Origin of the sequence: Brenneria goodwinii, assembly GCF_002291445.1 — a bacterium.
GTDB lineage: Bacteria > Pseudomonadota > Gammaproteobacteria > Enterobacterales > Enterobacteriaceae > Brenneria > Brenneria goodwinii.
This window is the reverse complement of record NZ_CP014137.1, coordinates 1,444,350-1,468,469: the sequence shown is the minus strand read 5'-3', so window position 1 is coordinate 1,468,469 and position 24,120 is coordinate 1,444,350. Positions and strand designations below refer to the sequence as shown.

The following is a 24,120-nucleotide window of genomic DNA, read 5'->3' as shown; positions in this document are numbered from 1 at the left end:
CCTTATGGTAATGGCACAAATAGTCTGACTGATATTTATACTGGTAATAACTTGGACTCAGTATATCTACAACGTTATAATTCCATTCTGTTAACTTTTTCCACCATGTTTGCCGTTAACCACAGTAGCCAATGAGGAAATGAAATTATGCGCCTACTCCACACCATGCTGCGCGTCGGCGATTTACAACGCGCTATCGACTTCTATACCAACGTGTTAGGTATGCGTCTGTTGCGTACCAGTGAAAACGCCGAATATAAATACACGCTGGCATTCGTCGGTTATACCGAAGAAAGTGAAGGAGCAGTCATCGAATTAACTTATAACTGGGGCGTCGATAGTTACGATCTGGGGAATGCCTACGGTCATATCGCGCTGGCAGTCGATGATGTTGCCGCGACTTGCGATAGCATCCGCAAAGCCGGGGGGAAAGTGACCCGCGAAGCAGGCCCGGTGAAAGGCGGCACAACAATCATCGCATTTGTTGAAGATCCAGATGGCTATAAAATTGAACTGATTGAAAAATCGCAGTCCGGTCAAGGGCTCGGAAATTAATAGCGTTGAGTGTCCAGACCGATGCCGGTCAGCACGGATATCATGAAAAACACGGCGTTGAAGCAGCACAACAACGCTCCACGCCGTGGTTAAACCGGATACCGCTATCCAGGCGGCGATGAGCGGGTTACAAACGTCCGTCTTTTCTCCGCATACTGCATCTCCCGTCAAAATTTGCCATAATGCGCGCTGCATTTTGCTAAAGATTAAGAGACTAATGGCTGATAAAAATGACCTGAACGCCCTGAGCGGTCGTTTCCGTGGGTTTTACCCGGTGGTGATAGATGTTGAAACTGCCGGGTTTAATGCTAAAACCGATGCGTTACTGGAAGTCGCGGCGATAACATTAAAAATGGACGCTGATGGTTGGTTACAGCCAGATGAAACTTTACATTTTCACGTTGAGCCGTTCGAGGGCGCAATATTGGAACCCGCGGCCCTGGCGTTTAACGGCATCGATCCCAACAATCCGTTACGCGGCGCGATCAGCGAATATGAAGCGCTGCATGAAATTTTTAAAGTGGTGCGTAAGGGATTAAAAGAACAGGGCTGTAACCGGGCCATTATCGTGGCGCATAACGCAACGTTTGATCATAGTTTTATGATGGCCGCGGCCGAACGCTGCAGCTTAAAACGTAATCCTTTCCATCCTTTCGCCACGTTTGATACCGCAGCCCTGAGCGGGCTGGTTCTGGGTCAGACCGTGCTGGCGAAAGCCTGTATCACGGCCGGTATCGATTTTGACTCCAGTCAGGCGCACTCCGCGCTTTACGATACCAAGCAGACCGCGCTGCTATTTTGCGAGCTGGTTAACCGCTGGAAACGGATGGGCGGATGGCCGATCGCCATTGATGAAAATCAATCAGAAAAAACATCTGCCGCAGGGTAAATCGGGCTAAAAAGAGAGAGGGTGACTTACGCCACCCTCTTTTATTTTGCAGAAACAGTTAATTACCTGCCTGTATGCAAATGCATTCCCCTGCTTATTTCTGGTCTTCCTGCTGGGATTTATATTTTTCCGCCGTTTCTTTGATCAGTTGCTGCAATTCGCCGCGCTGATACATTTCAATGACGATGTCGCAGCCGCCGACCAGCTCGCCATCGACCCACAGTTGGGGGAACGTCGGCCAGTTGGCATACTTAGGCAACTCGGCGCGGATATCCGGATTCTGTAGGATATCGACATAGGCAAAACGTTCGCCACAAGCAGACAACGCCTGTACTGCCTGTGCGGAAAACCCGCAGCTTGGCAATTTAGGTGAACCTTTCATATACAGCAGAATCGGGTTTTCAGCGATCTGGCGCTGAATTTTTTCAATTGTCGTTGTCGTCATTCTCTTGCTTCCTCAAACCTATAGGATGGCTAACGTCATGTTCATTAACCATGAGCATCTATCAGATGTGCCATTACAGCGCTATCCACTCCATTACATTGTAGCGAGGGCGGCGGCCACAAAAAAACGCCATTTTTTGTGTGGATATAATTTCACCCTACCATAGATTATGGTTGATTAAACTCACAACAAAAACCGCTGGGAAATCCAGCGAAAATTGTCGGGAGACGTTTTTTGACGTCGCACCAGAGATAATCCGTAAGGCAGGCGGTCCAGGATGGCTCGCCGTAAAAAAATCGCCATTAACTTTTTTTCACTATTTTGTATGAATAAAGAGGCCGAACCCACTTTTTTATAATGCCGTTTTCGGGAATACTGTGCGCACTTAGTGATTTAATGACGATGTTCGATCACAGGAATCATGCGTTTATTTACTACTCTCTTCATATTATTTTTCAGTAACCTATTCCTGAATCTAGCGCAGGCGGCGCCTCACACGCCGAATTTATCGCCACGAAAGGCCAGTGTGAATAGCGTACCTGATGGAAATCATAAAAAAACCAAGCAAACGAAGAAGAGTCCCTCAAAATCGCCGACACCGGTAAAAAACAAACAAACAGCGGCCAACAAAACGAACTCCCCCACTAAAATTAAAATACTCCACGTCGCTAAGCGTAAGCCAGAACCCGCGCTATCGAGAACCAAGAGCAGCACGCCGGCGTTAGTTAAGCGGAATCTAATCAAGCGACATGCAGAAAATGATTCCAGACAGGCTGCCGTACATACCAAAGCCAAACCGGGTCTGAAAGGCGAAGCAGAAAAAGGCTTAACGCTGAGCGAAGCGCACAAAAAACGTTATCAGCATGCCAAATTGACGGCGATGAATAAACTGATGGGCCAAGTGGGCAAACCTTATCACTGGGGAGGCTCATCGCCCTTCACCGGATTTGACTGCAGCGGCTTGGTTTATTACGCCTACAAAGACGTGGTGAAAATTTCCATCCCCCGCACCGCCAACGAAATGTATCATCTGCGCGACGCCGCGCCGATTAAGAAGAGTGAATTGGAAAGCGGAGATTTGGTGTTTTTCCGCATCAACAACCGCGGCGCCGCCGACCATGTAGGCGTTTATCTGGGTGACGGCAAATTTATTCAGTCGCCGCGAACAGGCTCGGATATTCGCATCAGCAAACTGAGTGAAGATTATTGGCAGGATCATTACGTCGGCGCGCGCCGCGTCGTTACCCCGCAAACTATTCGCTGAAACCCGTATAAGCGATTCGGGCGCGTTTAAACGCGCCCGAACAGGTGATGACGTAAACCGTCGAGCGGTTCAACGCCGATTAATTCATTACCGCCACAAAGCTAAACACAATAATCATTACCAACGCACCAACAGTGGCGAACAGCGACAACTTCAGGTCAGTATCCATAAGCGTTTCCTTTGTGCACTCGCGTTATCAGAAAAAACAGCAACCGTCTTTGTAATCCCAAGCATACGCTGGGCTAAAACAATATACTGTATAACTGTAGCAATTCTTCCATAGTCCGGCGGCAAAAACGCATACCGCTGTATCACTAATAGTATAAATTACCGCTTCCACTTTCGTGTCAAATCGGACAAAATCCGCTGTTTGATGCCACGCTGCGTATTGGTCGAAAAAAGTCAGCCTTGTCCCTTTAGGTATAACATTCGGCATTCTCCTTCTGAAATTCTGTTTTTTTACATAGAAAGAGAACTTTAAACGTAGGCAAACGATTAACAATATACTTACGACTGCAACGAGTCGGTTAGGAGTCATTTTTACATGGCAACGATCAAAGATGTGGCAAAACGTGCTGGCGTTTCGACCACAACCGTATCACACGTGATCAACAAAACACGTTTCGTCGCCGAAGAAACCAAGGCTGCCGTAAAGGCGGCCATTAAAGAGTTACACTATTCACCCAGCGCCGTCGCCCGCAGCCTCAAAGTGAATCACACCAAATCCATTGGCCTGCTGGCAACGTCCAGTGAAGCGCCCTACTTCGCTGAAATCATCGAAGCCGTTGAAAATAGTTGCTACGCCAAGGGTTACACGCTGATTTTGTGCAATTCGCATAACGATATCGATAAACAACGCGCCTGCCTTTCCATGCTGGCGCAAAAGCGTGTCGATGGGCTGCTGGTGATGTGTGCGGAATATCCTCCCCAATTGCTCGCTATGCTGGAAGACTATCGCAGCATTCCCATGGTGGTTATGGATTGGGGACAGGCGCACAGCGATTTTACCGACACCATCATTGATAACGCCTTTGAAGGCGGTTATATGGCGGGCCGTTACCTTATCGAACGCGGTCACCGGGATATCGGCGTCATCCACGGCATACTGGAGCGAAATACCGGCAGCGGGCGCTATCTTGGCTTTCTAAAAGCGCTGAGCGATGCCGATATTCAAATCCATGACGAATGGGTCGTTCGGGGAGATTTTGAGCCTGAATCCGGCTACAAAGCGATGCAGCAAATTCTGGCGCAGAAACACCGGCCTACGGCGGTTTTTTGCGGTGGGGATATTATGGCCATGGGCGCGATTTGCGCCGCGGATGAGCTGGGACTGCGCGTTCCCCAAGATATCTCGGTAATCGGATATGACAATGTTCGTCATGCCCGGTTCTTCACTCCCGCGCTGACCACCATCCACCAGCCCAAAGAGCGTCTGGGTCAATCGGCCCTGGCGATGCTGCTGGACCGTATCACCAGTAAACGTGAAGACGCGCAGGTCATTGAGGTGCACCCTACTCTGATTGAGCGCCGCTCCGTTGCCGACGGCCCATTTCGCGATTACCGGCGTTATTCCTAAATACCCGCAGCGCTTATACCCCGCAGAAACCAACATATCTCTAATGCTGCTTCAGCCAATTTATACTTGTACCCAGGCTGAAGCAGTCATAAACTAATTTACGGCTTTAAACGACAACAACCATATTTATCACTATCCTTTAGTGTTAAACGCATACGGGACGTGCGTGTTTATTTTAAGGATGAGTGCCCCTACGTATTTGCGTACCGGCTTTTTTCTCTTCATTTTCCTCTTGTCATTCAGAGGGTAGACGATGGGTTATACCCACCGATACCGTTAATGGGTAAAAAATTGTCTATGCTTTCCTTGCAGTTTTCACCTTAAGCAGCAAGGTAGGGAGAAATTATGAGTTCATCATGTGTAGAGGATGTAGAAGACCTGGGGAGTCACGCCAGCTCCTGGTTTCAAATTGTCCGCGAAATGCTGGACATGGCCGATATCAAAATCAACGGTTCGCGCCCTTTTGATATTAAGGTTAAAAACCCTGATTTTTTTAAACGCGTATTGCGTGAAGGCTCATTGGGATTAGGTGAAAGTTACATGGATGGCTGGTGGGAATGCGAAAAGCTGGATATGTTTTTTCATCGCATATTACGAGCCGGTCTGGATAAAAAAGTTCCTCATCACTTGAAAGACATTGCGCGCGTTATCGCCGCAAGGCTAATTAACCTGCAATCCAAAAGACGAGCCTGGATTGTCGGCAAAGAGCACTATGATCTAGGCAACGACCTATTTTCACTGATGCTGGATCCCTACATGCAATACTCTTGCGGTTATTGGAAACAGGCATCCACCCTGGAGCAGGCGCAGGAAGACAAACTGCAGATGATCTGCGAAAAACTCCAGTTGAAACCCGGAATGAAACTGCTGGATATTGGCTGCGGCTGGGGCGGATTGGCTGAATTCGCCGCTCGCCATTACGGCGTATCCGTCAGCGGTGTGACGATTTCCAAAGAGCAGCAAAAATTAGCACAGCAACGCTGCAAGGATCTGGATGTCACCATATTACTGCAGGACTACCGCGATCTGGATTTACAATTTGATCGGATTGTTTCCGTCGGGATGTTCGAACATGTCGGGCCGAAAAATTACGATACCTATTTCCGCATCGTAAATAAGAACCTTAAGCCAGACGGATTATTTTTATTGCATACCATCGGCGCGCAAAAAACCGACTCCGAAGTTGATCCCTGGATCAACAAATACATTTTCCCTAACGGTTGCGTTCCCTCCGTCCTGCACATCGCTCACGCCAGCGAGCCTTATATGGTGATGGAGGACTGGCACAATTTTGGCGCCGACTACGATCGCACCCTGATGGCATGGTACGAACGTTTTCAGCAGCATTGGCCGGAGCTTTCCGATCGCTACTCCGCGCGTTTCCGCCGTATGTTCAGCTACTACCTTAATGCCTGCGCCGGCGCTTTCCGAGCCAGGAATATCCAGCTATGGCAAGTCCTATTCAGTAAGGATGGTATCGAAGGGGGATTACGCGTTCCACGCTAATCGTTTTTTGATATCAGACCGCCCGGGAATCTTTCCCGGGCGGTTTTTAACCGGTTATTCTTCGCTGTCCGAACCGTTAACCTGCTGGCTGGCTAATACCCGCTCCACCGTATCCACCACGGCCTGAGTCTGCGGATCGATTTCGATATTCACCCGCTGCCCCAGCTTCTTCTGCCCCAACGTGGTACGATTTAACGTCTCGGGGATCAGATGCACGCAGAAGCGGCTACGGGTGACTTCACCGATTGTCAGGCTAATGCCATCGATCCCGATAAACCCTTTATGTAATACATACTTCATCAAAGACTCATCCGACAGACGGAACCAGATCTGGTGATTATTTTCTGAAACCAGAATCTTTACCACTTCCGCCGTGCAGATAATATGACCGGACATAACATGCCCGCCAATCTCATCGCCAAACTTCGCCGCCCGCTCAAGGTTCACGCAATCGCCCTCGGTGATATCCCCCAAATTGGTCAACCGAAGCGTTTCTTTCATCAGGTCAAAACTGACGCGATCGCCATCTACTGACGTTACCGTCAGGCAACAGCCATTATTGGCCACCGAAGCGCCTGGCACTAATCCCGGCAATAACTCTGGCGGCAATTGAACAACGTGGGTGCGAAAATTTACTTTTTCATCAATAGACACCACCGGCGCAGTGCCTTGAACAATACCGGTAAACATGCGGCTCGCCTCTCAAAGAATGACGTAAATGAAATGAGTGCTAAGCGATAAGATCACGACTCATTGCTGTATCATGCAGTGTGCCCCATATTTAGATGAAAACCAAACCTGATTGCGGAAACGCGCCTCGGCAAAAACCTGATTAATAAAACTTGTGGCGATAATTTAATCGCGGAAACAAATGGCGGTATTTATTTCTGCGACAGTTCTATTTATTTCGAACTTTATCTAAAACTGATTTATAGTTAGCGCTTTCTAATTTTTATCATCAAAACAGGATATTTTATCGTCAATATCCTACAACGACTCAACTGCGTTTGCTTTACCTTTCCACAGGCTGATTTACTGCTAACAAGTCGTTACAATAGCTTGCGTTTATCCTGTTTAATTCCCTGGCTATCCTATTTAGTCAATCCAAGGTAGGTGTTTGTGCAAAAGTATCTGTCAGAAGCGCGAAAATTATTAGCGCTCGCTATCCCCGTCATTATTGCGCAAGTGTCTCAAACGTCCATGGGGGTGGTTGATACCATCATGGCCGGCGCATATAGCGCTACGGATATGGCAGCCGTCGCTATCGGCACTTCAATCTGGCTACCCGCCATTCTTTTTGGCCATGGCTTGCTGCTGGCGCTTGTCCCGGTCGTCGCCCAGTTAAATGGCGCAGGACGCCGCGATCGTATCGCGCATCAGGTGCAGCAGTCTTTCTTTCTGGCTTTGGTGGTTTCCCTGGTGACGATGCTGGCGCTGTATCAGGGCGGGCATATTATCCGTCTGATGAATGATGACTCGCCTGCCCTGGTCGAAAAGGCCATTGGCTATTTGCACGCGCTTCTTTGGGGTGTACCGGGGTATCTGTTCTATCAGGTGTTACGCGGCCAGTGCGAAGGATTGTCGAAAACCAAGCCGGGGATGATCATCGGTTTCATCGGTTTACTGATTAACATTCCGATCAACTACATCTTTATCCACGGCAAGTTCGGCCTGCCTGAGTTGGGCGGGGTTGGCTGCGGCGTTGCGACCGCCTCGGTTTATTGGGCTATGTTCTTGCTGCTGGCGACCTATAGCAAACGCGCCGCCTGGCGGCGGGACATCAAACCGCAGCAGGCCGGATTCAAACCGGATTGGCCGGCGTTGAAGCGTTTGTTCGGCCTCGGCCTGCCGGTAGCGCTGGCGCTGCTTTTTGAGGTGACGCTGTTTGCCGTCGTGGCGTTACTGGTGCTGCCGCTTGGCGTGGTTGATGTCGCCGGCCATCAGATTGCGCTTAACTTTAGTTCGCTGATGTTCGTGCTGCCGCTTTCCGTGGGTATTGCAACCACCATACGGGTCGGCCACCGTCTGGGGGAAGGCTCAGTGGACAACGCGCGCGTCGCCGCCTATACGGGAATAGTCAGCGGCGTGGTAATAGCATTCTGCACTGCTATTTTCACCATCCAGCTACGCGAACCCATCGCCCTGCTCTACAACAAGGATCCGGCCGTCGTGGCGATGGCGTCACAGTTAATGTTGCTGGCTGCTGTGTACCAAATCTCCGATGCCATACAAACCATCGGCAGCGGCGTACTGCGTGGTTATAAAGATACCCGCTCAATCTTCTATATTACCTTCGTCGCTTATTGGATACTGGGACTTCCCAGCGGCTACCTGCTGGCATTAACCGATTATATTGTCCCGCGCATGGGGCCGGCCGGTTTTTGGTGCGGATTTATCATTGGCTTAACGGCTTCCGCCGTCATGATGGTCGCACGTATTCGCTGGGTTCAGCGCCAACCGGCCGCGCTGATTTTGTCTCGGTCAACGCATTGATTGCACACGGCCAGGCGCCATGGATGGCGATAACCGGATGAAAAAACAGCGGGATGAATAGAAGCGCAGCAATCGCACCGGACAAGGGCACAAATTTGCATGTTTCCCCTTGCCAGCAGCGATAGCGCCCGTTAATATTCGTCCCCGCTGTCAGGCAGAACGTCTGACTTTACGTTGTTTACTCTCCTAATGCGTTCTTAGCTCAGTTGGTTAGAGCACCACCTTGACATGGTGGGGGTCGATGGTTCGAGTCCATTAGAACGCACCATTTCTTATCCCGCTGACATCTATTAATATTTAAAGTCCGCTAGTCTTTGGGAAGGCCCGTCCTCGTTCCATTGAAGTCCACCCGAATCACGACTTTTAACTCCATTTGCAATGAAGAAATGTCCCCGTTCACACGGGGCACGGTGATCGGTCAGAACCATTCTGGAAATGGGTTGTTCCAGGTCGCCCACACATCTGCAGCCCCTCTAAATGTGCTCTCAACATCCACGTAGAGATCGTCCATGTCGGGGTCGTTTTGCAAAGTTGCTTGCATTTGTTATGTTATAACATAACAATACTTAAAAAAATCACATCCGTCTGTTGTGGCGGCAAAGGCGCGACCAACCAGATGACAACTGACGCGTGCAGCAAAGTCTGTCTCTGATTTGCTCCGGTGCAGCACACCAGATGGCGGTTCGCCAATCTTGTACCACCGGTACGGATGAAAATTGACATGGTGTAATGAAACCAGGGAATTGAACGATGAACACAAAACGTAAAGCAGTTGCGGCCTGCCTGCTTGCATTGACGTCGCTCGGCGACGGCGTCCGTGCGGAAGAAGCGGATTTGGAACGGCGCGCCCGAACAGGCTCACAGTCCCTCAATGCCGAACCGACGGCGGATATCGTGGTCACCGCCACCACCTCGGCACGTAGCGTCGCCGACGCGCCCGCCAGCGTTTCCGCCATTAACGGCGACGATTTGCGCCGACATCCGGTCAACGATCTGACCGACGCGGTCAGGGACTCCGTCGGTATCGCTCCTGAGAGCGTCGGTCTGGGACGGCGCGGCATCTCGATTCGCGGTATGGATGCCGAACATACGCTAATGTTGATTGACGGACAGCGTATCAATTCGTCCGCGTCGGCCATCGCCCACTCTGATTTCGAGCTCGGCTGGGTGCCCACGGAAGCCATCGAACGGGTGGAAGTGATACGCGGCCCGATATCATCCCTGTACGGTTCCGAGGCTCTGGGCGGCGTCGTCAACGTTATCACCCGTTCGGCGACCGATCGCTGGCAGGGATCTTTCAGCAGCTATGGCATGGTCAACGATCACGGTCTGGACGGCGATCAATACAAGAACGGCTTTTATCTCGGCGGACCGCTGGTCCCCGGTATTCTGGGCCTGAACGCCTGGGGAGAATACCGACGCCGCGCCGCGTTGCGCGACGCCGATGACGCCACGCTGACCGCGCTCGACCGGCAACGCGCCACAACGGGACACATCGGCCTGACCTGGACGCCAGATCCGCGCCAACGCATCGATCTGTCCATGGATGCGGGCAACGAGTCGCTGGAAGGCGTGCGTAGCGGAACAGGCGACGCAATCTATCAGGCCGGAAACGACGTTCAGCGCCGCCGCTACTCGGCCACCCATGCCGGCGAGTGGGACTGGGGCAACAGCCAGATCAGGTTGTACCGCAGTACGCTGGATCGGAAAGCCTGGCGCAGCGACGGCGGCGACGCGACCGGACCTAACCGTTTCACCGATACCGTGCTTGACGGCCGGGCTGGTTTCACAGCGGGCGATGCCCAGAAGCTGACCTTTGGCCTGGAAACCCGGCGGGAAAGTCTGGAAGATCCGAGCATCAACCGGGCCGGCAAGAAAGCCCAGACACACTACGCCCTGTTCGCCCAGGATGAGATCTTTCTGGGGGATCGTTGGGAACTGGTACTGGGCAGCCGTTTCGATCGCCATGAAGATTTCGGCTGGGAAACCAGCCCCCGCGCCTATCTGCTGTTCCATCCCAGTGATACGCTGACCTTAAAGGCCGGCACCGGACGGGGCTTCAAGGCGCCCTCGCTCAAGCAATTATCCCCGGAGTACGAGTCACGGGCGGCCATGGGCGGACGCGGCATCATTCGCGGCAATCCCAATCTGCAACCCGAAACCAACCAGTCCTTCGAACTGGGCGCGGTCTACGAACGGGATATCTGGTCGGCCAGCGCCACCGTATTCCACAACGATGTCAAAAACCTGATCGAGACGGTACGCCAGCCCACCTGCTATGAAAGCGGCCGTGTCTGCCTGGAATACGAAAATGTCGCCAGAGCGCGGTTGCAGGGATTGGAGCTAACCGCCGGAGTAGAACTATCGCCGCAGTGGCGGTTGGATGCCAACTACACCTATCTGGACGCCCACGACCGGACGACGGATGAACGGCTGGCCGATCGCTCCCGCCATCGCGCCAACGCCACGCTGACATGGGCGCTGCCGACGACGCAGCTTTCCACCCGCGTGCGGGCCGAATACGTCGGCTCGCAATACCGCTCGGCCACCGAGCGCGATCGTCCCGGTTATACCCTGTTGCACTGGTATGTGGACTACGATCTGAACCGCAACCTTACGCTGCTCACCGGCATTGAGAATCTGACGGACAAGCGGTTGGCCAATGACGATGCCAGCGTATATGGCCGGGCGGACGAAGGGCGACGTTATTTCGCCGGGCTGACAGCGAGGTTCTGATGCCGAATTTTCATCTGTTTCAGGCGGCGCTTTGCTGCCTGTTGCTGTGCCTGCCGGGACTATCGCCGGCCCGGGCGGGCGGGAAGCCGCTGGTACAGGTGCTGCACAACGATTTCGTATCGGCCGAGAAATTCCGTCACCTGCGGGCCTTCGCCGCACAGGAAGGGGTGGAGTTGCGGCATCTGGACGTCGGGAACCGTTCGCCAGACGCGCTGCGGCATGAGGGCGATCCCGTAACGCTCGTCGTACTGGATGTGCCGCGCCCAAACGATCGCACGATGGTCACGCAACGTCTGGCGCAGTCGTCCGGCTATGCCAACACGCCTCGTCTGACGGTCGGCGTCGGCGGTTCCATATCGGAACGCCTTCCGCATCCGTACGGCAACACGCTGGCCGAGCTTTATAGCGCGGGCGGCGAAAACAATTTCCGCCGTTTTTTTGCGCTGGTCAAAACCCTGCACGCAGGCGCGGAACCGCCGCCGCACCTGCTCGCCCCCCCGGAGCATCTGCCCGCCACCGGCTTCTGGCATCCACGCGCGCCTCGCGTCTTTGACCATCTGGATAGCTACCTCGTCTGGTATTCGGCGCACCCGAGCGCCGAGGCGGCCACGCGGCAGTCTCCCGGCGGCCGAGTGGCCTTTCTGATCGCCCGCAGCGTGGTGGCTGACGGCATCACCCATGAAGTAGATGAGCTGATCAAACGTACTGAAGCCGCAGGTCTGCAACCCATCGTCTTCTGGGCCGATGCGGCCGAGCCAGACGGTCTGGCGGGTATCCTCGCGCCCGGACAGGTGGACATTCTGGTGAACCTCACCCATATGCATAACGGCGCGGCGCGCAGCCGCGACTTTCTGGCGCTCGACGTTCCGGTGATCCAGACCTTGCGCTTCCGTGAAGGCAACGCCGCCGACTGGCCTGCCGCCGTGAGCGGCATCGCCCCCCGGACTACCGCCGTATTTCTGGCCGCGCCCGAGGGCTGGGGCATCAGCGATCCGCTGGTGCTGTCCGCAACAACGGCGGGCAAGGAAGAACTGTTGCCCGAACAGGCCGACGCGCTGATCGCCAAGTTGCAAAGCCTGATTGCGCTGCGTCACACCCCACCTCCCGACAAGAGGCTGGCGTTGATGTTCTGGAACTATCCGGCCGGCGAGAAAAATCTGGGCGCGTCGAACCTGAACATCCCGCGCAGCATCATCTCCATTCAGCAGGCATTAAACGCCGAAGGTTACTCGGTGGGCGCCCCGGTCAGCGAAGATCAGGTCATCGCAACGGGACAGCGCATGTTGGAAGCCCTGTACGGTAAAGTCCCGCTGGACACGCTGCTGGCCGAGAACCTGGCCGGACTGTACCCGCTGGACGACTACGAACGCTGGCTGGCCGGTTTGCCCGCGCAACGACGGAGCGAACTGCGTCACGCCGGTCCCCCTGAACGACACCGCGCCATACGCGAAATTGCTGGCCGGCGCTATTTCGTTATCCCGCGCTGGCAGCGCGGAAATTTACTGGTGATGCCGCAGATGCCGCGTCATGGCGCTCCCCATGAACACTACCATGACACCGCCAGCCCCCCCGACCACCTCTACATGGCCGCTTACCTGTACCTACAGCAGCAATACGCCGCCCATGCGCTGATCCATCTGGGCACCCACGGCACACAGGAATGGCTGCCAGGCAAGGATCGGGGGCTGAGCGCCAGCGACTATCCCTGGCTGGCGGCGGGTAGCCTGCCGGTATTCTATCCCTACATTCAGGACAACGTAGGCGAGGCGATTCAGGCCAAACGGCGCGGCCGCGCCGTGACCATAAGCCACCAGACGCCACCTTTCGCGCCGGCCGGACTATACGATCAGTTGCGCGATCTGCACCATCTGATCCATGAATACCAGCAGCTCGACGAAGGTATGGTCCGTGAGCAGGTCCGCAGCCAGATCCAAAGAGCGGCTGTCGCCGCACATCTGCATGAAGATCTGGACTGGACGCCGCAGCAGATCGAGCAGGATTTCGACAATTTTCTGCAGCAGTTACACGACTGGTTGCACGAACTGGCACGCAGCGCCATGCCGCTGGGTCTGCACACCTTTGGTCAGCCGGCAAATGATGAACATCGCGCCAGCACCATCATGCAACAACTCGGTGCGCCGTTTTACGCCGCGCTGGGCGTAGATCGGGAAGAGCTGTTCGCAGCCGATCGCGCCACCCTTCCTGATAATCCGGCCTGGCAGACGGTACGCCAAATGCTGTCGCCCGGCGCAGAGCCGAGGCCATTGCCTGCTGCCGTGGTGGCCTTTACCGAGCGCGCCCGCGAACTGGATAACCGGCTGCGAGACACCCGGGAAAACGCAGCGTTGCTGGCCGCGTTGGCGGGCCGATTCGTAGCACCGGGAGCCGGCGGCGATCCGATTCGCAACCCCGAGGTGCAAAGCGGCCGCAACCTGTACGCGTTTGAAGCCGATAAGATCCCGGCCCGTTCCGCCTACGCATCGGCCGCCACGGCGTATGAACAACTGGTGCAGGCTTTTCAAGCCGAACACCATGGCGCCTGGCCGCAAAAGCTGGCCTTTAGCCTGTGGTCGTCCGAGGCCATCCGCCACCTGGGCGTGACCGAAGCGCAAATCCTGCACTCACTGGGGCTACGCCCGGTCTGGGATGCCAGCGGACGCGTTACCGCGCTGGAGATCATTCCCACCGCGGAATTGGGACGGCCGCGCACCGATGTGGTGGTGCAAGTCACCGGCGTATACCGCGACCAGTTCGACAGTTTCATGCGCTTGCTGGACGATGCGATAACCCGTCTGGCCACGCTGGACGAACCGGATAACCCCATCGCGGAGAACAATCGCCGTATCGCGGCGGCGTTGCAACAGGAAGGCATGTCCGCCGAAGAGGCGGCGACGGCGGCGCGTTATCGTATTTTCAGCAACGCGCCGGGCGAGTACGGCACCGGCGTGCCCGAACTGGCGCAGCGCTCGACCGAATGGAATGACGATGCCGCACTGGCGCGGCGGTTTCTCGCCAGCAGCCGCTATGCCTACGGCAGCGAAGGCTGGGGTGATGCGTCGGCGCAGTCTAACCTGTTGGCCGAACAACTGCGTGGCGCGCAGGCGGCGATCATGTCGCGTTCATCCAGCCTGCACGGCGTGCTGTCCACCGACCATCCGTTTGAATTCCTGGGCGGCCTGTCGGCGGCGATTCGCCATCTGGACGGGCAGGCGCCGCAACTGCTGATATCCGACCTGCGCAGCCAGGACGTCAAAACCACCGGTCTGGCTGGTTTTCTCGCCAGCGAAATGCGCGTCCGCTACCTCAACCCACAGTGGATCAACGCCATGCAGCAGGAAGGTTACGCCGGTACGCTGCAGGTGCTCAACGTCACCAACAACCTGTTCGGCTGGCAGGCGGCGGATAGCGCGACCGTACGTGACGATCAGTGGCAGGCGCTGTTCGACACCTACGTGACCGATACCCGCGATCTGGGAACCCGGGAATGGTTCGAGCAACACAATCCGACGGCGCAGGCGCAGATGCTCGAACGCATGGCCGAGGCTATTCGCAAGGGCTATTGGGATGCCCCTGAACAAACCCGGCGCGACCTGGCGCAGCGCTGGCAGGAACTGGCGGAAAGGTTCGGCACCGACGCCGGGGCCGAGACGACGCGCCGGTTCATCGCCGACATGGCGCACGGCTTCGGACTGGATACGGCCGCCGCTCCGCCCGCCGACGCGGCGCCTTCCCTCTCCGCCGAGTCAGAGAATGAGGAACCGGTCGAACCAGCCTTACAGACCGTACAGGGGCAGTTGCTGGAACCCGTTGAACCGCCCCGGCATGACGACAGCCATGCGATATGGGCGCTGGCGATAATGCTGCTGCTCATCTGCGGCGGCGGACTGTGGCAGGCCACCAGCCACCGCCGCCAGTCAGGAACAACCGAATAACCTATTGACCAGAGAGTGCCATGATCATATTTGCTGAAATCGAAACGTTACTTTATGCCGTCTCACGCGTTTTTCTGGCGCCGGTAATGGCGCTGATCGCCGCCGCGCTGGCCTACGCGCTGGTGATGCTCGGCGCTTTTGCCGTAGAGGCCTGGCAGCGCCGACGAAACACCTACCCGCGCGCGCTGTTTGCCTATGCGCGGCAAGGCGCCGCCAGCGACGATCTGGAACTGTGGATCATGCGGCGGCTGGAATGGCTACGCATCATCTCGCGCACCGCCCCCATGCTGGGCCTGATCGCCACCATGATCCCGATGGGCCCCGCACTGCTGGCGCTCGGCAACAATGACGCCGCCGCCGTCGGCAAAAACATGGTGGCCGCTTTTTCGTCGGTGATCCTTGCATTGCTGGCGGCGAGCATCTGTTTCTTTATCCTGACCATTCGCCGGCGCTGGTTGTTGCAGGATATGCGCCAACTGGAGCAACTGCAGGAGGAACAAGCCTGATGCGTTTCTTGGACGACGATGATAACGACCCGATGCTCTCGGTCGTCAATCTGATCGATTTGTTTCTGGTCATCATCGGTATTCTGATGGTGGTCATCGCGCAGAATCCGCTCAATCCCTACGCCCAAAACAAGGTTGTCGTCATCGAAAACGCGGGTGAAGCAGATATGCGCATCACCATCAAGGATGGACAAGAACTGACGCGCTACGAATCCAGCGGCGAAGTCGGTCAGGGGAAAGGCGCCAGAGCGGGAGTCACCTACCGACTCGATGACGGACGCATGATCTACGTACCGGAAAAGTAATCACCCGACGAACGGCGCCCACGACTCTGGAGCGGTTACAACGCAATCTGCTTGGTTTCTTTCCCCAAAATGGCGATCGCCAGCACCGCCAGCAGAATCGCTATGCTGAACAGTGAGAAGATACCGCCGATGGGTACGCCGGCCGAAACCAGATATCCCACCATCAACGGCCCGAAGATCCCGCCGATGCGTCCGATAGCGGCGGCGACGCCGGCCCCGGTGGTTCTTATCCGGGTGGGGTATTGTTCCGGCGTATAGGCATATAACGCGCCCCAGGCGCCCAGGTTAAAGAAGGAGAGCAAAGAACCGTACAGCAGCAACTGGGCGCCGGATTCGGCGATACCGAAGAAATAGGCGCTGACCAGCGTTCCCAGCAGATAGACGGCCAGTACCCACCGCCGCCCTACCCGTTCAATCAGCCAGGCCACCGAAAAATATCCCGGCAGTTGGGCGACGGTCATCATCAGAACATAGCCGAAACTTTTTACCAGATCGAAGCCCTTCATCATCATGACGCTGGGCAGCCACAGGAACATGCCGTAATAGGAAAAGACCACGCAGAACCACACAATCCACAGCATAAGGCTGCGGCGGCGGTACTCTTTGGTCCACAGCGCCGCGATTTTGCTGAGGAACGATGATTCTTTGTCTTGCTGGCTCAGATGGAGATAATGCGGCGAATCCGGCAGCCTGAAACGCAGATAAAGCGCGTAGAACGCCGGCAACGCGCACAGAAGCATCGCGCCGCGCCAGCCGACGCTGGGCAATGGAATAAGGAAATAGGCGATCAGCGCCGCCAGCAGCCAACCCACGGCCCAGAAACTTTCCAGCAGCACGACGACGCGTCCGCGCACTTCGGGCGCGACGCTCTCGCTGACGAGCGTCGAGGCCACCGGCAATTCGCCGCCCAGTCCCATGCCGATGAAAAAACGCAGTACCAGCAAACTGCCCAGCCCCCAGGCAAACGCGCTCAGCCCGCTGGCGACGCTGAACATCAGCAGCGTAAGCATGAAGGCCGCCTTGCGCCCTTTTCTATCGGCATAGAGGCCGAAGATAAAGGCGCCGACCGCCATGCCGATGGAGTTTACGCTGCCAATCAGCCCCATCTGCGCGGCCGTCAGCCCCCAATCCTGTTTCAGAGCGGCTAAAATGAAGGACAATAGCCCTACGTCCATCGCATCGAACAGCCACCCAGTTCCGCATATCAACAACAATTTATTGCGTGAGAAAGCGCCTTGCCGAACCTGAGACAAAATCATGATGATCTTTATGATGTTAAGGTGAAGGTTCGGGCATTATATCGCATCTGCGCGGGTTGTAATGCCACTTTGCGTTCTTTGTGTACAACGCCCGGCCCTCATTCCCCTATCGGTACGTTGATGTTTCAATCTATTCCGCCGCCGATCATCCGCTCGCCCAACTGATGTAAAATCCGGTTCCGGCGCAGACCGCCAGCGCCTGGACGGATCTTTTCATCGGCTATTTTATGACGGACGGAACGACATTATTACCTGCTCGCGAAATCATCTGTTGCTTGCGGCCAGTTTGATGCGAAGAAAATAAACAATCCACCTGCCGCACCGGTCAAGGCCGCCGCGCCGACGACTCCGACTTTGACTCCAACGCCTGATGTTCGGGCAGCATCGCGCGGTTATCCAGATCTTCGTCTTCCTGCGCCGTTTCAGGATAGCGCTCCGGGTAGAGGTGCCGCTCGGCCTGACCGGCGTCGAAAGTCCCTGACCATTTGGCGACCACCACGGTGGCCACGCTGTTGCCGACGGTGTTGCAGGTGGCGATCGCCATGGACATAAAGCGATAGACGCCGAAAATCAGCGCCAGCCCCTCAACGGGCAGGATGCCGGTTGAGGTCACGGTGGCGGCGAATACCACGAATGAGCCGCCTGAAACCGTCGCAGCCCCTTTGGACGTCAGCAGCATCAGCAACAAGATGCCGACCTGGGTTTCCAGCGATAGCGGAACGCCGTAGGCATGAGAGATGAACATGACGCCCATTGACATAAAGATGGATGTGCCATCGAGGTTAAAGGCGTAGCCGGTCGGCAATACCAGGCCCACGGTCTGTTTAGCGCAACCTAGGCGTTCAAGCTTGATCAACAGTCGGGGCAGCACGCTTTCTGAGGAGGCGGTGCCTAGAACGATGATAAGCTCGTCCTTTATATAGCGCAGAAAACGCCATATGCTGAACCCGGCCAGGCGCGCAATCAGCCCCATCCCAAGGATGACGAAAAGCGCAATCACCGCGTAAAACACCAGCACCAGTTCCGCCAGCGCGAGCAATACGGTCGAACCGTTGCTTCCCACCGAGTATGCGACCGCGCCGAAGGTGCCCAGCGGCGCGAGTTTCATCACCAGATTGATAAAAGCAAACAGTATTTCGGAGATCATATCCAGACTATTGTTGACCAGATTTCGTCGCTCGGTGGGGATGGCAAGGATACCGATACCCACCATTACAGCCAGAACCACGACCTGCAGCAGTTCCCCTTTGGCAAAAGCGCCGATGAAATTGTCGGGCACGATGTGGATCAGAAATTCGGCGAAACCCGGCGTGGCGTTGGGTTGGATATCCAGCGCGGGAGCGCCGCCTTCCTGCGGCGACATGCCGCTGCCTATTTTGATGATATTGCCCGCCATCAGTCCCAGGATCAGCGCAAAGGTCGATACCACTTCGAAGTAGACGAAGGCGCGCCAGGCTATGCGTCCGGCACTGCGGGCGTCGCCCGCGGAGGCAATACCGTGAACGATGGTCAGAAAAACCAGCGGCGCGACGCCTGCCTTGATCAGATTCAGGAACATGTCGCCCAGCAGCTTGAATTGTGTGGCGAATAACGGAAAAATGAGGCCTGTTGCAATCCCCAGAATAAGTGAAATGAAAACCTGAGTACCCAGACGCCGATACCACGGTGTCCGTCTGGCCGCTCCTTGAGTGACTGGTGAAATATTCATTACGTTAGCCTCCGCCACGAATATCCGCGTATGGATATTGTGCGAGTGATGACCTCGGCGGTTTGCTGAGGAACCGGGCCACCCTTGACATAGACCAGAGCGCCCCCGTTGTCGATGCCGTTCAGGATGCGTGCGACACTGAAAAAGAGAGTCGCTTCCTGACGGCGCCGAAGGCATTACACGAATAATATGAGTTACCAATGAAGCCAGCTGACATAATGAACCTCAGCTTTTATAATAAAAATGAATAAACAGAGGACCACCAGATGCGGAGCCATCAAAGATACTCACCTTATATGTCCGAACTTATAAGCACCAATATGTTCGGACATTTTAAAAGTAATGTGTTTTTCTGTTACCGAACAGTAGCCAATATCGCATTCTGTGACGAATCGCGTGTTAGCCTGGTTTTATAATTATTTTAAGTGGAGTAACGGTCATATAGATGGGCAAGCTCAATTACATCCAGCTAGTGCGCCAGTTAATGGACGGTATCACGCAGGGATTCTTTCCTCTGGGGTCGCTGTTGCCTACCGAACTTCAACTGTGTGAACTTTACGGCACCAGCCGCCACACCGTGCGCGCCGCCCTTAATGAGCTGCAACTGCTCGGTCTGGTTTCGCGCCGAAAAAATGTCGGCACGCGCGTTACGGCCACGCGGGTACGCAACGATTTTCAGCCAACGCCGGCGTCGCTTGACGATCTGGTTCAGTTCGGCAAGGAGCACATTCGTGTGGTGCAGAATGTTGGCCCCGTTCAGGTTAACGGCCCGCTGGCCAGGACGCTGTCTTGCACCCCGGATACGCTGTGGTTACGTATTTCAAGCCTGTACCTTCAGGATGGCGGTCGCATGCCGATCGGCTGGACTGACATCTATATCGAACCGGACTATGCGGAAATCGTAGCTGATGTACATCAGCAGTCGGACACGCTGGTCTGTTCCCTGATCGAAAACCGTTTTGGCCGCCGCGTGGCGGGAATCCGCCAGGAGATCTGCGCCTGCACCGTGACGGATGGCGCGATGGCGAAAGCGCTGCAGTTGAAAACCGGCGCCGCCGCGCTGAAGGTGGTACGGCATTATCTTGATGCGACGGGCCGGGCATTTGAAATTTCGGTGACGGTGCATCCGGAAGAGCGTTTTTCCGTGGTGCTACAGCTTAAACGGTCGGACGCAGCTCCCAGCGCAGAGGAAGAGAAATGAAGCCGCTCGCCGGATGACGGGACCGGGACTGGTCACAACACACGTTCACGCGTCGGTCGTTCCAGCGGCGGTTTGCCCGTCCTCGTTCATATGCGCGACGCCTAATCAGACAATATCGTCAATCACGCCGCCGTCCACGCGCAGCGCGGCGCCGGAAGTGGCCGAAGCCAGCGGCGAACAGACATAAACCACCATGTTGGCCACTTCCTCGACCGAGGCCGCACGCTGGATGACAGAGCTGGGACGGTTGGTCATAACGAATTCACGCCCCAGCGTCTCCAGCGACTTGCCGGTACGCGCCGCCTCTTCCGCCATCATGTCGGCGAAACCATCGGAAAGGGTCGGCCCCGGCAATACGCTATTCACCGTCACGCCGCTGCCGGCCACGCGCTTAGCCAGCCCGCGGGAAAGCGCCAATTGCGCGGTCTTGGTGACGCCATAATGGATCATATCGGCCGGAATATTGCGCGCCGATTCCGATGAGATAAACACCACTCTGCCCCAGCCTTTATCCACCATGGCCGGCAGTAACGCGCGCGCCAGACGGACGCCGGACATCACATTGGTCTGCCAATAGCGCTCCCAGGTGGCGTCGTCGGTAGCGAAAAAATCCTGTGGGCCGTAGATGCCCGCGTTATTGACCAGAATATCGATATCGGGCAATGCGGCGGTCAGCTTTTCCACGCCGTCGTTTGTGCCCAAATCGGCGGCGATGCCGCTGACCTGGACGTGCGGATATAAAGCGAGCAGTTTATCTTTCGCTCTGGCTACGCTGTCGGCGCTGCGGCCGTTGAGCAATACGCTGGCGCCGCTTTCAGCCAGACCCTGGGCTATCGCCAGTCCGATGCCTGCCGTGGAAGCGGTAACCAATGCGGTTTTGCCGGATAGATCGATTTTCATATGCGGATACTCCTTGTTAATCATCAAGCGGCGGGAACGCCTCGGCGTTCGGCCGCGTTTGCGCGTGATATGGGATTGCGCGCCGGCGACTCAGATCGTTTACGCAACATCGGCCGCCGCCGCGTCCAGTTTGGCCTGATTGCGTGAGGCGATCGTGACATCGGCCCCTTCCTCGGCAAACGCCTTGGCAATGGCTAACCCCAATCCTGAACTGCCGCCGACGACCAGAACTTTTTGCTCAGAGAGTCTTGTACCCATGATTTCTGCCTCATGAAAAAGAATGAAAAATCATTTTTGCCGATGTTCTATGTGGTTAAAATAGAAAAAATCGAGAATGACTATTTCCATTATATTGATAATATTCCGACAAACTCACTCCATGGACTTGCAGCACCTATCGCCTTTGAACATCGCCCAACGGGGAAGTTGTGCTGCGTTGTCCCTTGCGCAAGCGTAGCGCTGCCGTAATCAGTAAACGCCAGGCTAATTTTCAACAACGGTTAAACGTTCATTTGCTTAATATTAGTCGAAGTCCGCGCGGGCTATTTTTCACCGAATACGCAGTTGGGCCTCAAGTAGCTGCGCCAGAACGTTGACTTTCGGCGTCAACTGCCGCGCAATCGGCCAAAGCAGATGAAGCGGCAGTCCGTCGGTCGCCAGTTCCGCCGCCACCTCCACAAGGCTCCCGGCGCGCAAATCATCCTGTACCAGCCAGGTCGCAAGCTGGGCGATGCCCAGCCCTTCCCGCACGTAAGCAAGCTGGGCTTCGGCATCGCCGGCGACAATACGCGGCCGCACGAAACATTGACCGACGTCACCGTTGCCAGACGCATACAGCCAAGGGGCCGCTGTACCGTCGGTTCGCCCGTAGGCAACGCAATCATGCTCCTGCAATTGATCAATCGTTGCCGGCGTGCCGCATCGTTCCAGATAGCTCGGCGCGGCGCAGAAAATCAGCCGCTCGTTGCCGAGGCAGCGCTGTATCAGCGTGGGCGGAAAGTTCGGCGGACCGCCGATGCGCACGGCCAGATCGATGCCCTCCTCGGCAAAGTCGACGAAACGATCGGAAAACGTCAGGTAAGGACGAATATCCGGATATAAGGCGGAAAAGCGCAGTAGTACCGGCATCACGCAGATCCGCCCAAACGATGCGGGCAAAGCCACCCGTATGGTGCCCATCGGTTCTCGTATTTGCGCCGCGAGCGTTGCCTCCGCTTCGGTAAGCTCCTCAAGGATCTTAGCGCAGGTTTCATAGTAGGCGCGCCCGGCGTCAGTGAGTTTCAGACTGCGTGTCGTTCGCTCGAACAGCGCAACGCCCAGACGACGCTCAAGCCGGGCAACGCTTTTACTGACGGCGGAACTGGTGAGATTCAGCTGTTGCGCGGCCGCGGTGAAGCTGCCGGCGTCAGCCGCGCAGACAAACGGGACGATGCCTTTGAGCCGCTCGGTAGGAAAAGCGACCGGCAATTGATGAATTATATTCTTCAATTTGCGGAAAACTTATCATGAGTTGGAAATATTATCTTAAGTATGATGTCTGCATAGTATGAAGTCCACATGATCCAGAATGGGAGCTATGCATGAGCAATAAAGCACTTATTGTCGGCGCCAGCGGTATCATCGGCAGCGCGCTGACGGAACATCTTCTCTCACTCGGCTGGACGGTTCACGGCTTGTCGCGCGGGCGTAGCGCCGTTGTGCCGGGCTGCCATCCGGTTATCGCCGACCTTACGGATAGCGAGTCCGTCGCCAGCGCGGTGGCGGGGCTGGACATCAGCCATGTGTTCCTCACCGTGTGGTCGAGACAGGCAACCGAAAAGGAGAATATCCGCGTCAACGGCGCCATGGTCCGCAACGTCCTCGAACCGCTCGGACGCGCGTCGACGCTCAAGCACGCGGCGTTGGTAACCGGCCTGAAACACTACCTCGGTCCTTTCGAAGCCTATGCGTCGGGGGCCGTGCCGATCACGCCGTTTCGCGAGGAACAGGGCCGCCAGCCGGTGGAAAATTTCTACTACGAGCAGGAAGACCGGCTTTTCGAAGCGGCCGACCGCTACCGCTTCACCTGGAGCGTGCATCGCCCGCATACGGTTATCGGGTTCGCGCTCGGCAACGCGATGAACATGGGCCAGACGCTGGCCGTTTACGCCACGCTATGCAAATACGCCAATCAACCCTTCGTCTTCCCTGGATCGGCGGCGCAGTGGAACGGCCTCACGGACATGACCGATGCGCGTCTGCTCGCGCGGCATCTGGAGTGGGCGTCGACCAGCGAGCAGGCGAAAAACCAGGATTTCAACGTGGTGAACGGCGACATTTTTCGCTGGAAATCGATGTGGTCGCAGTTGGCCGACTACTTCGGCATCGAGGCCGCGCCGTTCGACGGTACGGAGCGTCCGCTGGAAGGCCGGATGCAGGACGCCGCGCGTCAATGGGCCGATATCGCGGCGCAGCATCAACTGCGGGAGCCGCGCATTGAACAGTTGGCGTCGTGGTGGCACACGGATGCCGATCTCGGACGCCCGATGGAAGTCGTGACAGATATGACGAAAAGCCGCAAGGCCGGATTCCTCAATTACCAGAGCACGCCTGATGCGTTTTTCGACCTGTTCGAACGGCTGAAGGCGGAACGCCTCATCCCAGCCTGAAGCCTGACGGCGCGGAGCTAAAAAGGCGGAGCATCGGCGCTAGCGATGTTCCGCGCAGGGCGTTTATCGCCGCATCGTCAATAACGCCCTCCCATCTTCCTCCTCACCTCCCGGCGAGATCCGCCATTGCCATGGCGAGCGCTTTATCGGCTCGTGAATCACTCTTCACATCATTTTGATGGAATAGGTGATCAATA

Annotated in this window: 21 protein-coding genes and 1 tRNA gene; 14 read left to right on the top strand and 8 right to left on the bottom strand. The window is 55.8% G+C overall.

The window, feature by feature from the left end; genetic code table 11:
• Positions 1-147 precede the first annotated feature (147 nt).
• Both gloA and rnt read left to right on the top strand, forming a co-directional pair.
• Positions 148-555, top strand: coding sequence for a lactoylglutathione lyase (gene gloA, locus ACN28R_RS06630; RefSeq protein ID WP_048638693.1), 408 nt, complete (start codon positions 148-150; stop codon positions 553-555).
• Positions 556-772: 217 nt separating this feature from the next.
• Positions 773-1,444 carry a ribonuclease T gene (rnt, locus tag ACN28R_RS06625; protein WP_048638692.1) on the top strand — a complete coding sequence of 224 codons (672 nt, stop codon included), beginning with the start codon at positions 773-775 and terminating at the stop codon, positions 1,442-1,444.
• Positions 1,445-1,538: 94 nt separating this feature from the next.
• Here rnt and grxD read toward each other — a convergent pair whose 3' ends face one another.
• Positions 1,539-1,889: a monothiol glutaredoxin 4 gene (gene grxD, locus ACN28R_RS06620; RefSeq protein ID WP_048638691.1), complete on the bottom strand. Its 351-nt coding sequence runs from the start codon at positions 1,887-1,889 to the stop codon at positions 1,539-1,541.
• 421 nt (positions 1,890-2,310) lie between these two features.
• On the opposite strand from grxD, the gene ACN28R_RS06615 reads away from it, so the two are divergent.
• Positions 2,311-3,153: a C40 family peptidase gene (locus ACN28R_RS06615; RefSeq protein ID WP_048638690.1), complete on the top strand. Its 843-nt coding sequence runs from the start codon at positions 2,311-2,313 to the stop codon at positions 3,151-3,153.
• Positions 3,154-3,232: 79 nt separating this feature from the next.
• On the opposite strand, the gene cydH is transcribed toward ACN28R_RS06615, so the two are convergent.
• A complete protein-coding gene (gene cydH, locus ACN28R_RS06610; RefSeq protein WP_095833976.1) occupies positions 3,233-3,322 on the bottom strand; it encodes a cytochrome bd-I oxidase subunit CydH in 90 nt (29 codons plus the stop codon).
• Between the two features lie 375 nt (positions 3,323-3,697).
• On the opposite strand from cydH, the gene purR reads away from it, so the two are divergent.
• Positions 3,698-4,729 carry an HTH-type transcriptional repressor PurR gene (gene purR / locus ACN28R_RS06605; protein WP_095833975.1) on the top strand — a complete coding sequence of 344 codons (1,032 nt, stop codon included), beginning with the start codon at positions 3,698-3,700 and terminating at the stop codon, positions 4,727-4,729.
• Between the two features lie 345 nt (positions 4,730-5,074).
• Positions 5,075-6,235: a cyclopropane fatty acyl phospholipid synthase gene (cfa, locus tag ACN28R_RS06600; protein WP_048638688.1), complete on the top strand. Its 1,161-nt coding sequence runs from the start codon at positions 5,075-5,077 to the stop codon at positions 6,233-6,235.
• A gap of 54 nt (positions 6,236-6,289) precedes the next feature.
• Here the strand turns inward: cfa and ACN28R_RS06595 are convergent, their stop codons facing one another.
• Positions 6,290-6,925, bottom strand: coding sequence for a riboflavin synthase (locus ACN28R_RS06595; protein WP_048638687.1), 636 nt, complete (start codon positions 6,923-6,925; stop codon positions 6,290-6,292).
• 429 nt (positions 6,926-7,354) lie between these two features.
• Here ACN28R_RS06595 and ACN28R_RS06590 point away from each other — a divergent pair, with 429 nt between their 5' ends.
• From ACN28R_RS06590 to ACN28R_RS06565, 6 genes are all read left to right on the top strand, one after another.
• A complete protein-coding gene (locus ACN28R_RS06590; RefSeq protein WP_095833974.1) occupies positions 7,355-8,728 on the top strand; it encodes an MATE family efflux transporter in 1,374 nt (457 codons plus the stop codon).
• Positions 8,729-8,919: 191 nt separating this feature from the next.
• A tRNA-Val gene (locus ACN28R_RS06585) sits at positions 8,920-8,996 on the top strand.
• A 482-nt stretch (positions 8,997-9,478) separates the two neighbouring features.
• Complete coding sequence (locus ACN28R_RS06580) at positions 9,479-11,464, top strand: TonB-dependent receptor domain-containing protein (RefSeq protein WP_095833973.1); 1,986 nt, start codon at positions 9,479-9,481, stop codon at positions 11,462-11,464.
• Positions 11,464-15,396, top strand: a complete 3,933-nt coding sequence (gene cobN, locus ACN28R_RS06575) for a cobaltochelatase subunit CobN (protein WP_095833972.1) — start codon at positions 11,464-11,466, stop codon at positions 15,394-15,396. The genes ACN28R_RS06580 and cobN overlap by 1 nt, the downstream gene beginning before the upstream one ends.
• A 20-nt stretch (positions 15,397-15,416) precedes the next feature.
• Complete coding sequence (locus ACN28R_RS06570) at positions 15,417-15,902, top strand: MotA/TolQ/ExbB proton channel family protein (RefSeq protein WP_095833971.1); 486 nt, start codon at positions 15,417-15,419, stop codon at positions 15,900-15,902.
• Positions 15,902-16,207, top strand: coding sequence for a DUF2149 domain-containing protein (locus tag ACN28R_RS06565; RefSeq protein ID WP_095833970.1), 306 nt, complete (start codon positions 15,902-15,904; stop codon positions 16,205-16,207). Before ACN28R_RS06570 ends, ACN28R_RS06565 begins: the two co-directional genes overlap by 1 nt.
• A gap of 35 nt (positions 16,208-16,242) precedes the next feature.
• On the opposite strand, the gene ACN28R_RS06560 is transcribed toward ACN28R_RS06565, so the two are convergent.
• Together ACN28R_RS06560 and ACN28R_RS06555 are read right to left on the bottom strand one after the other, a co-directional pair.
• The gene (locus ACN28R_RS06560) at positions 16,243-17,466 is read right to left on the bottom strand and encodes an MFS transporter (RefSeq protein ID WP_095833969.1); all 1,224 of its coding nucleotides are present in this window, start codon (positions 17,464-17,466) and stop codon (positions 16,243-16,245) included.
• A 325-nt stretch (positions 17,467-17,791) separates the two neighbouring features.
• Entirely contained in the window at positions 17,792-19,174 is a 1,383-nt protein-coding gene (locus ACN28R_RS06555) for a cation:dicarboxylate symporter family transporter (protein ID WP_095833968.1), read from the bottom strand.
• Positions 19,175-19,619: 445 nt separating this feature from the next.
• On the opposite strand from ACN28R_RS06555, the gene ACN28R_RS06550 reads away from it, so the two are divergent.
• Entirely contained in the window at positions 19,620-20,375 is a 756-nt protein-coding gene (locus ACN28R_RS06550; RefSeq protein ID WP_048638681.1) for a GntR family transcriptional regulator, read from the top strand.
• A 105-nt stretch (positions 20,376-20,480) separates the two neighbouring features.
• Here the strand turns inward: ACN28R_RS06550 and ACN28R_RS06545 are convergent, their stop codons facing one another.
• Together ACN28R_RS06545 and ACN28R_RS06540 are read right to left on the bottom strand one after the other, a co-directional pair.
• A complete protein-coding gene (locus tag ACN28R_RS06545) occupies positions 20,481-21,275 on the bottom strand; it encodes an SDR family NAD(P)-dependent oxidoreductase (protein WP_095833967.1) in 795 nt (264 codons plus the stop codon).
• Positions 21,276-21,374: 99 nt separating this feature from the next.
• Positions 21,375-21,533 carry an SDR family NAD(P)-dependent oxidoreductase gene (locus tag ACN28R_RS06540; protein ID WP_095833966.1) on the bottom strand — a complete coding sequence of 53 codons (159 nt, stop codon included), beginning with the start codon at positions 21,531-21,533 and terminating at the stop codon, positions 21,375-21,377.
• 12 nt (positions 21,534-21,545) lie between these two features.
• Here ACN28R_RS06540 and ACN28R_RS06535 point away from each other — a divergent pair, with 12 nt between their 5' ends.
• Positions 21,546-21,743 (top strand): hypothetical protein, encoded by a 198-nt coding sequence (locus tag ACN28R_RS06535; protein WP_145957965.1) that lies wholly within the window; start codon positions 21,546-21,548, stop codon positions 21,741-21,743.
• Positions 21,744-21,824: 81 nt separating this feature from the next.
• On the opposite strand, the gene ACN28R_RS06530 is transcribed toward ACN28R_RS06535, so the two are convergent.
• Positions 21,825-22,763: a LysR family transcriptional regulator gene (locus tag ACN28R_RS06530; RefSeq protein WP_236840194.1), complete on the bottom strand. Its 939-nt coding sequence runs from the start codon at positions 22,761-22,763 to the stop codon at positions 21,825-21,827.
• Positions 22,764-22,855: 92 nt separating this feature from the next.
• Here ACN28R_RS06530 and ACN28R_RS06525 point away from each other — a divergent pair, with 92 nt between their 5' ends.
• Positions 22,856-23,923 carry an SDR family oxidoreductase gene (locus ACN28R_RS06525; RefSeq protein WP_048638679.1) on the top strand — a complete coding sequence of 356 codons (1,068 nt, stop codon included), beginning with the start codon at positions 22,856-22,858 and terminating at the stop codon, positions 23,921-23,923.
• Positions 23,924-24,120 lie beyond the last annotated feature (197 nt).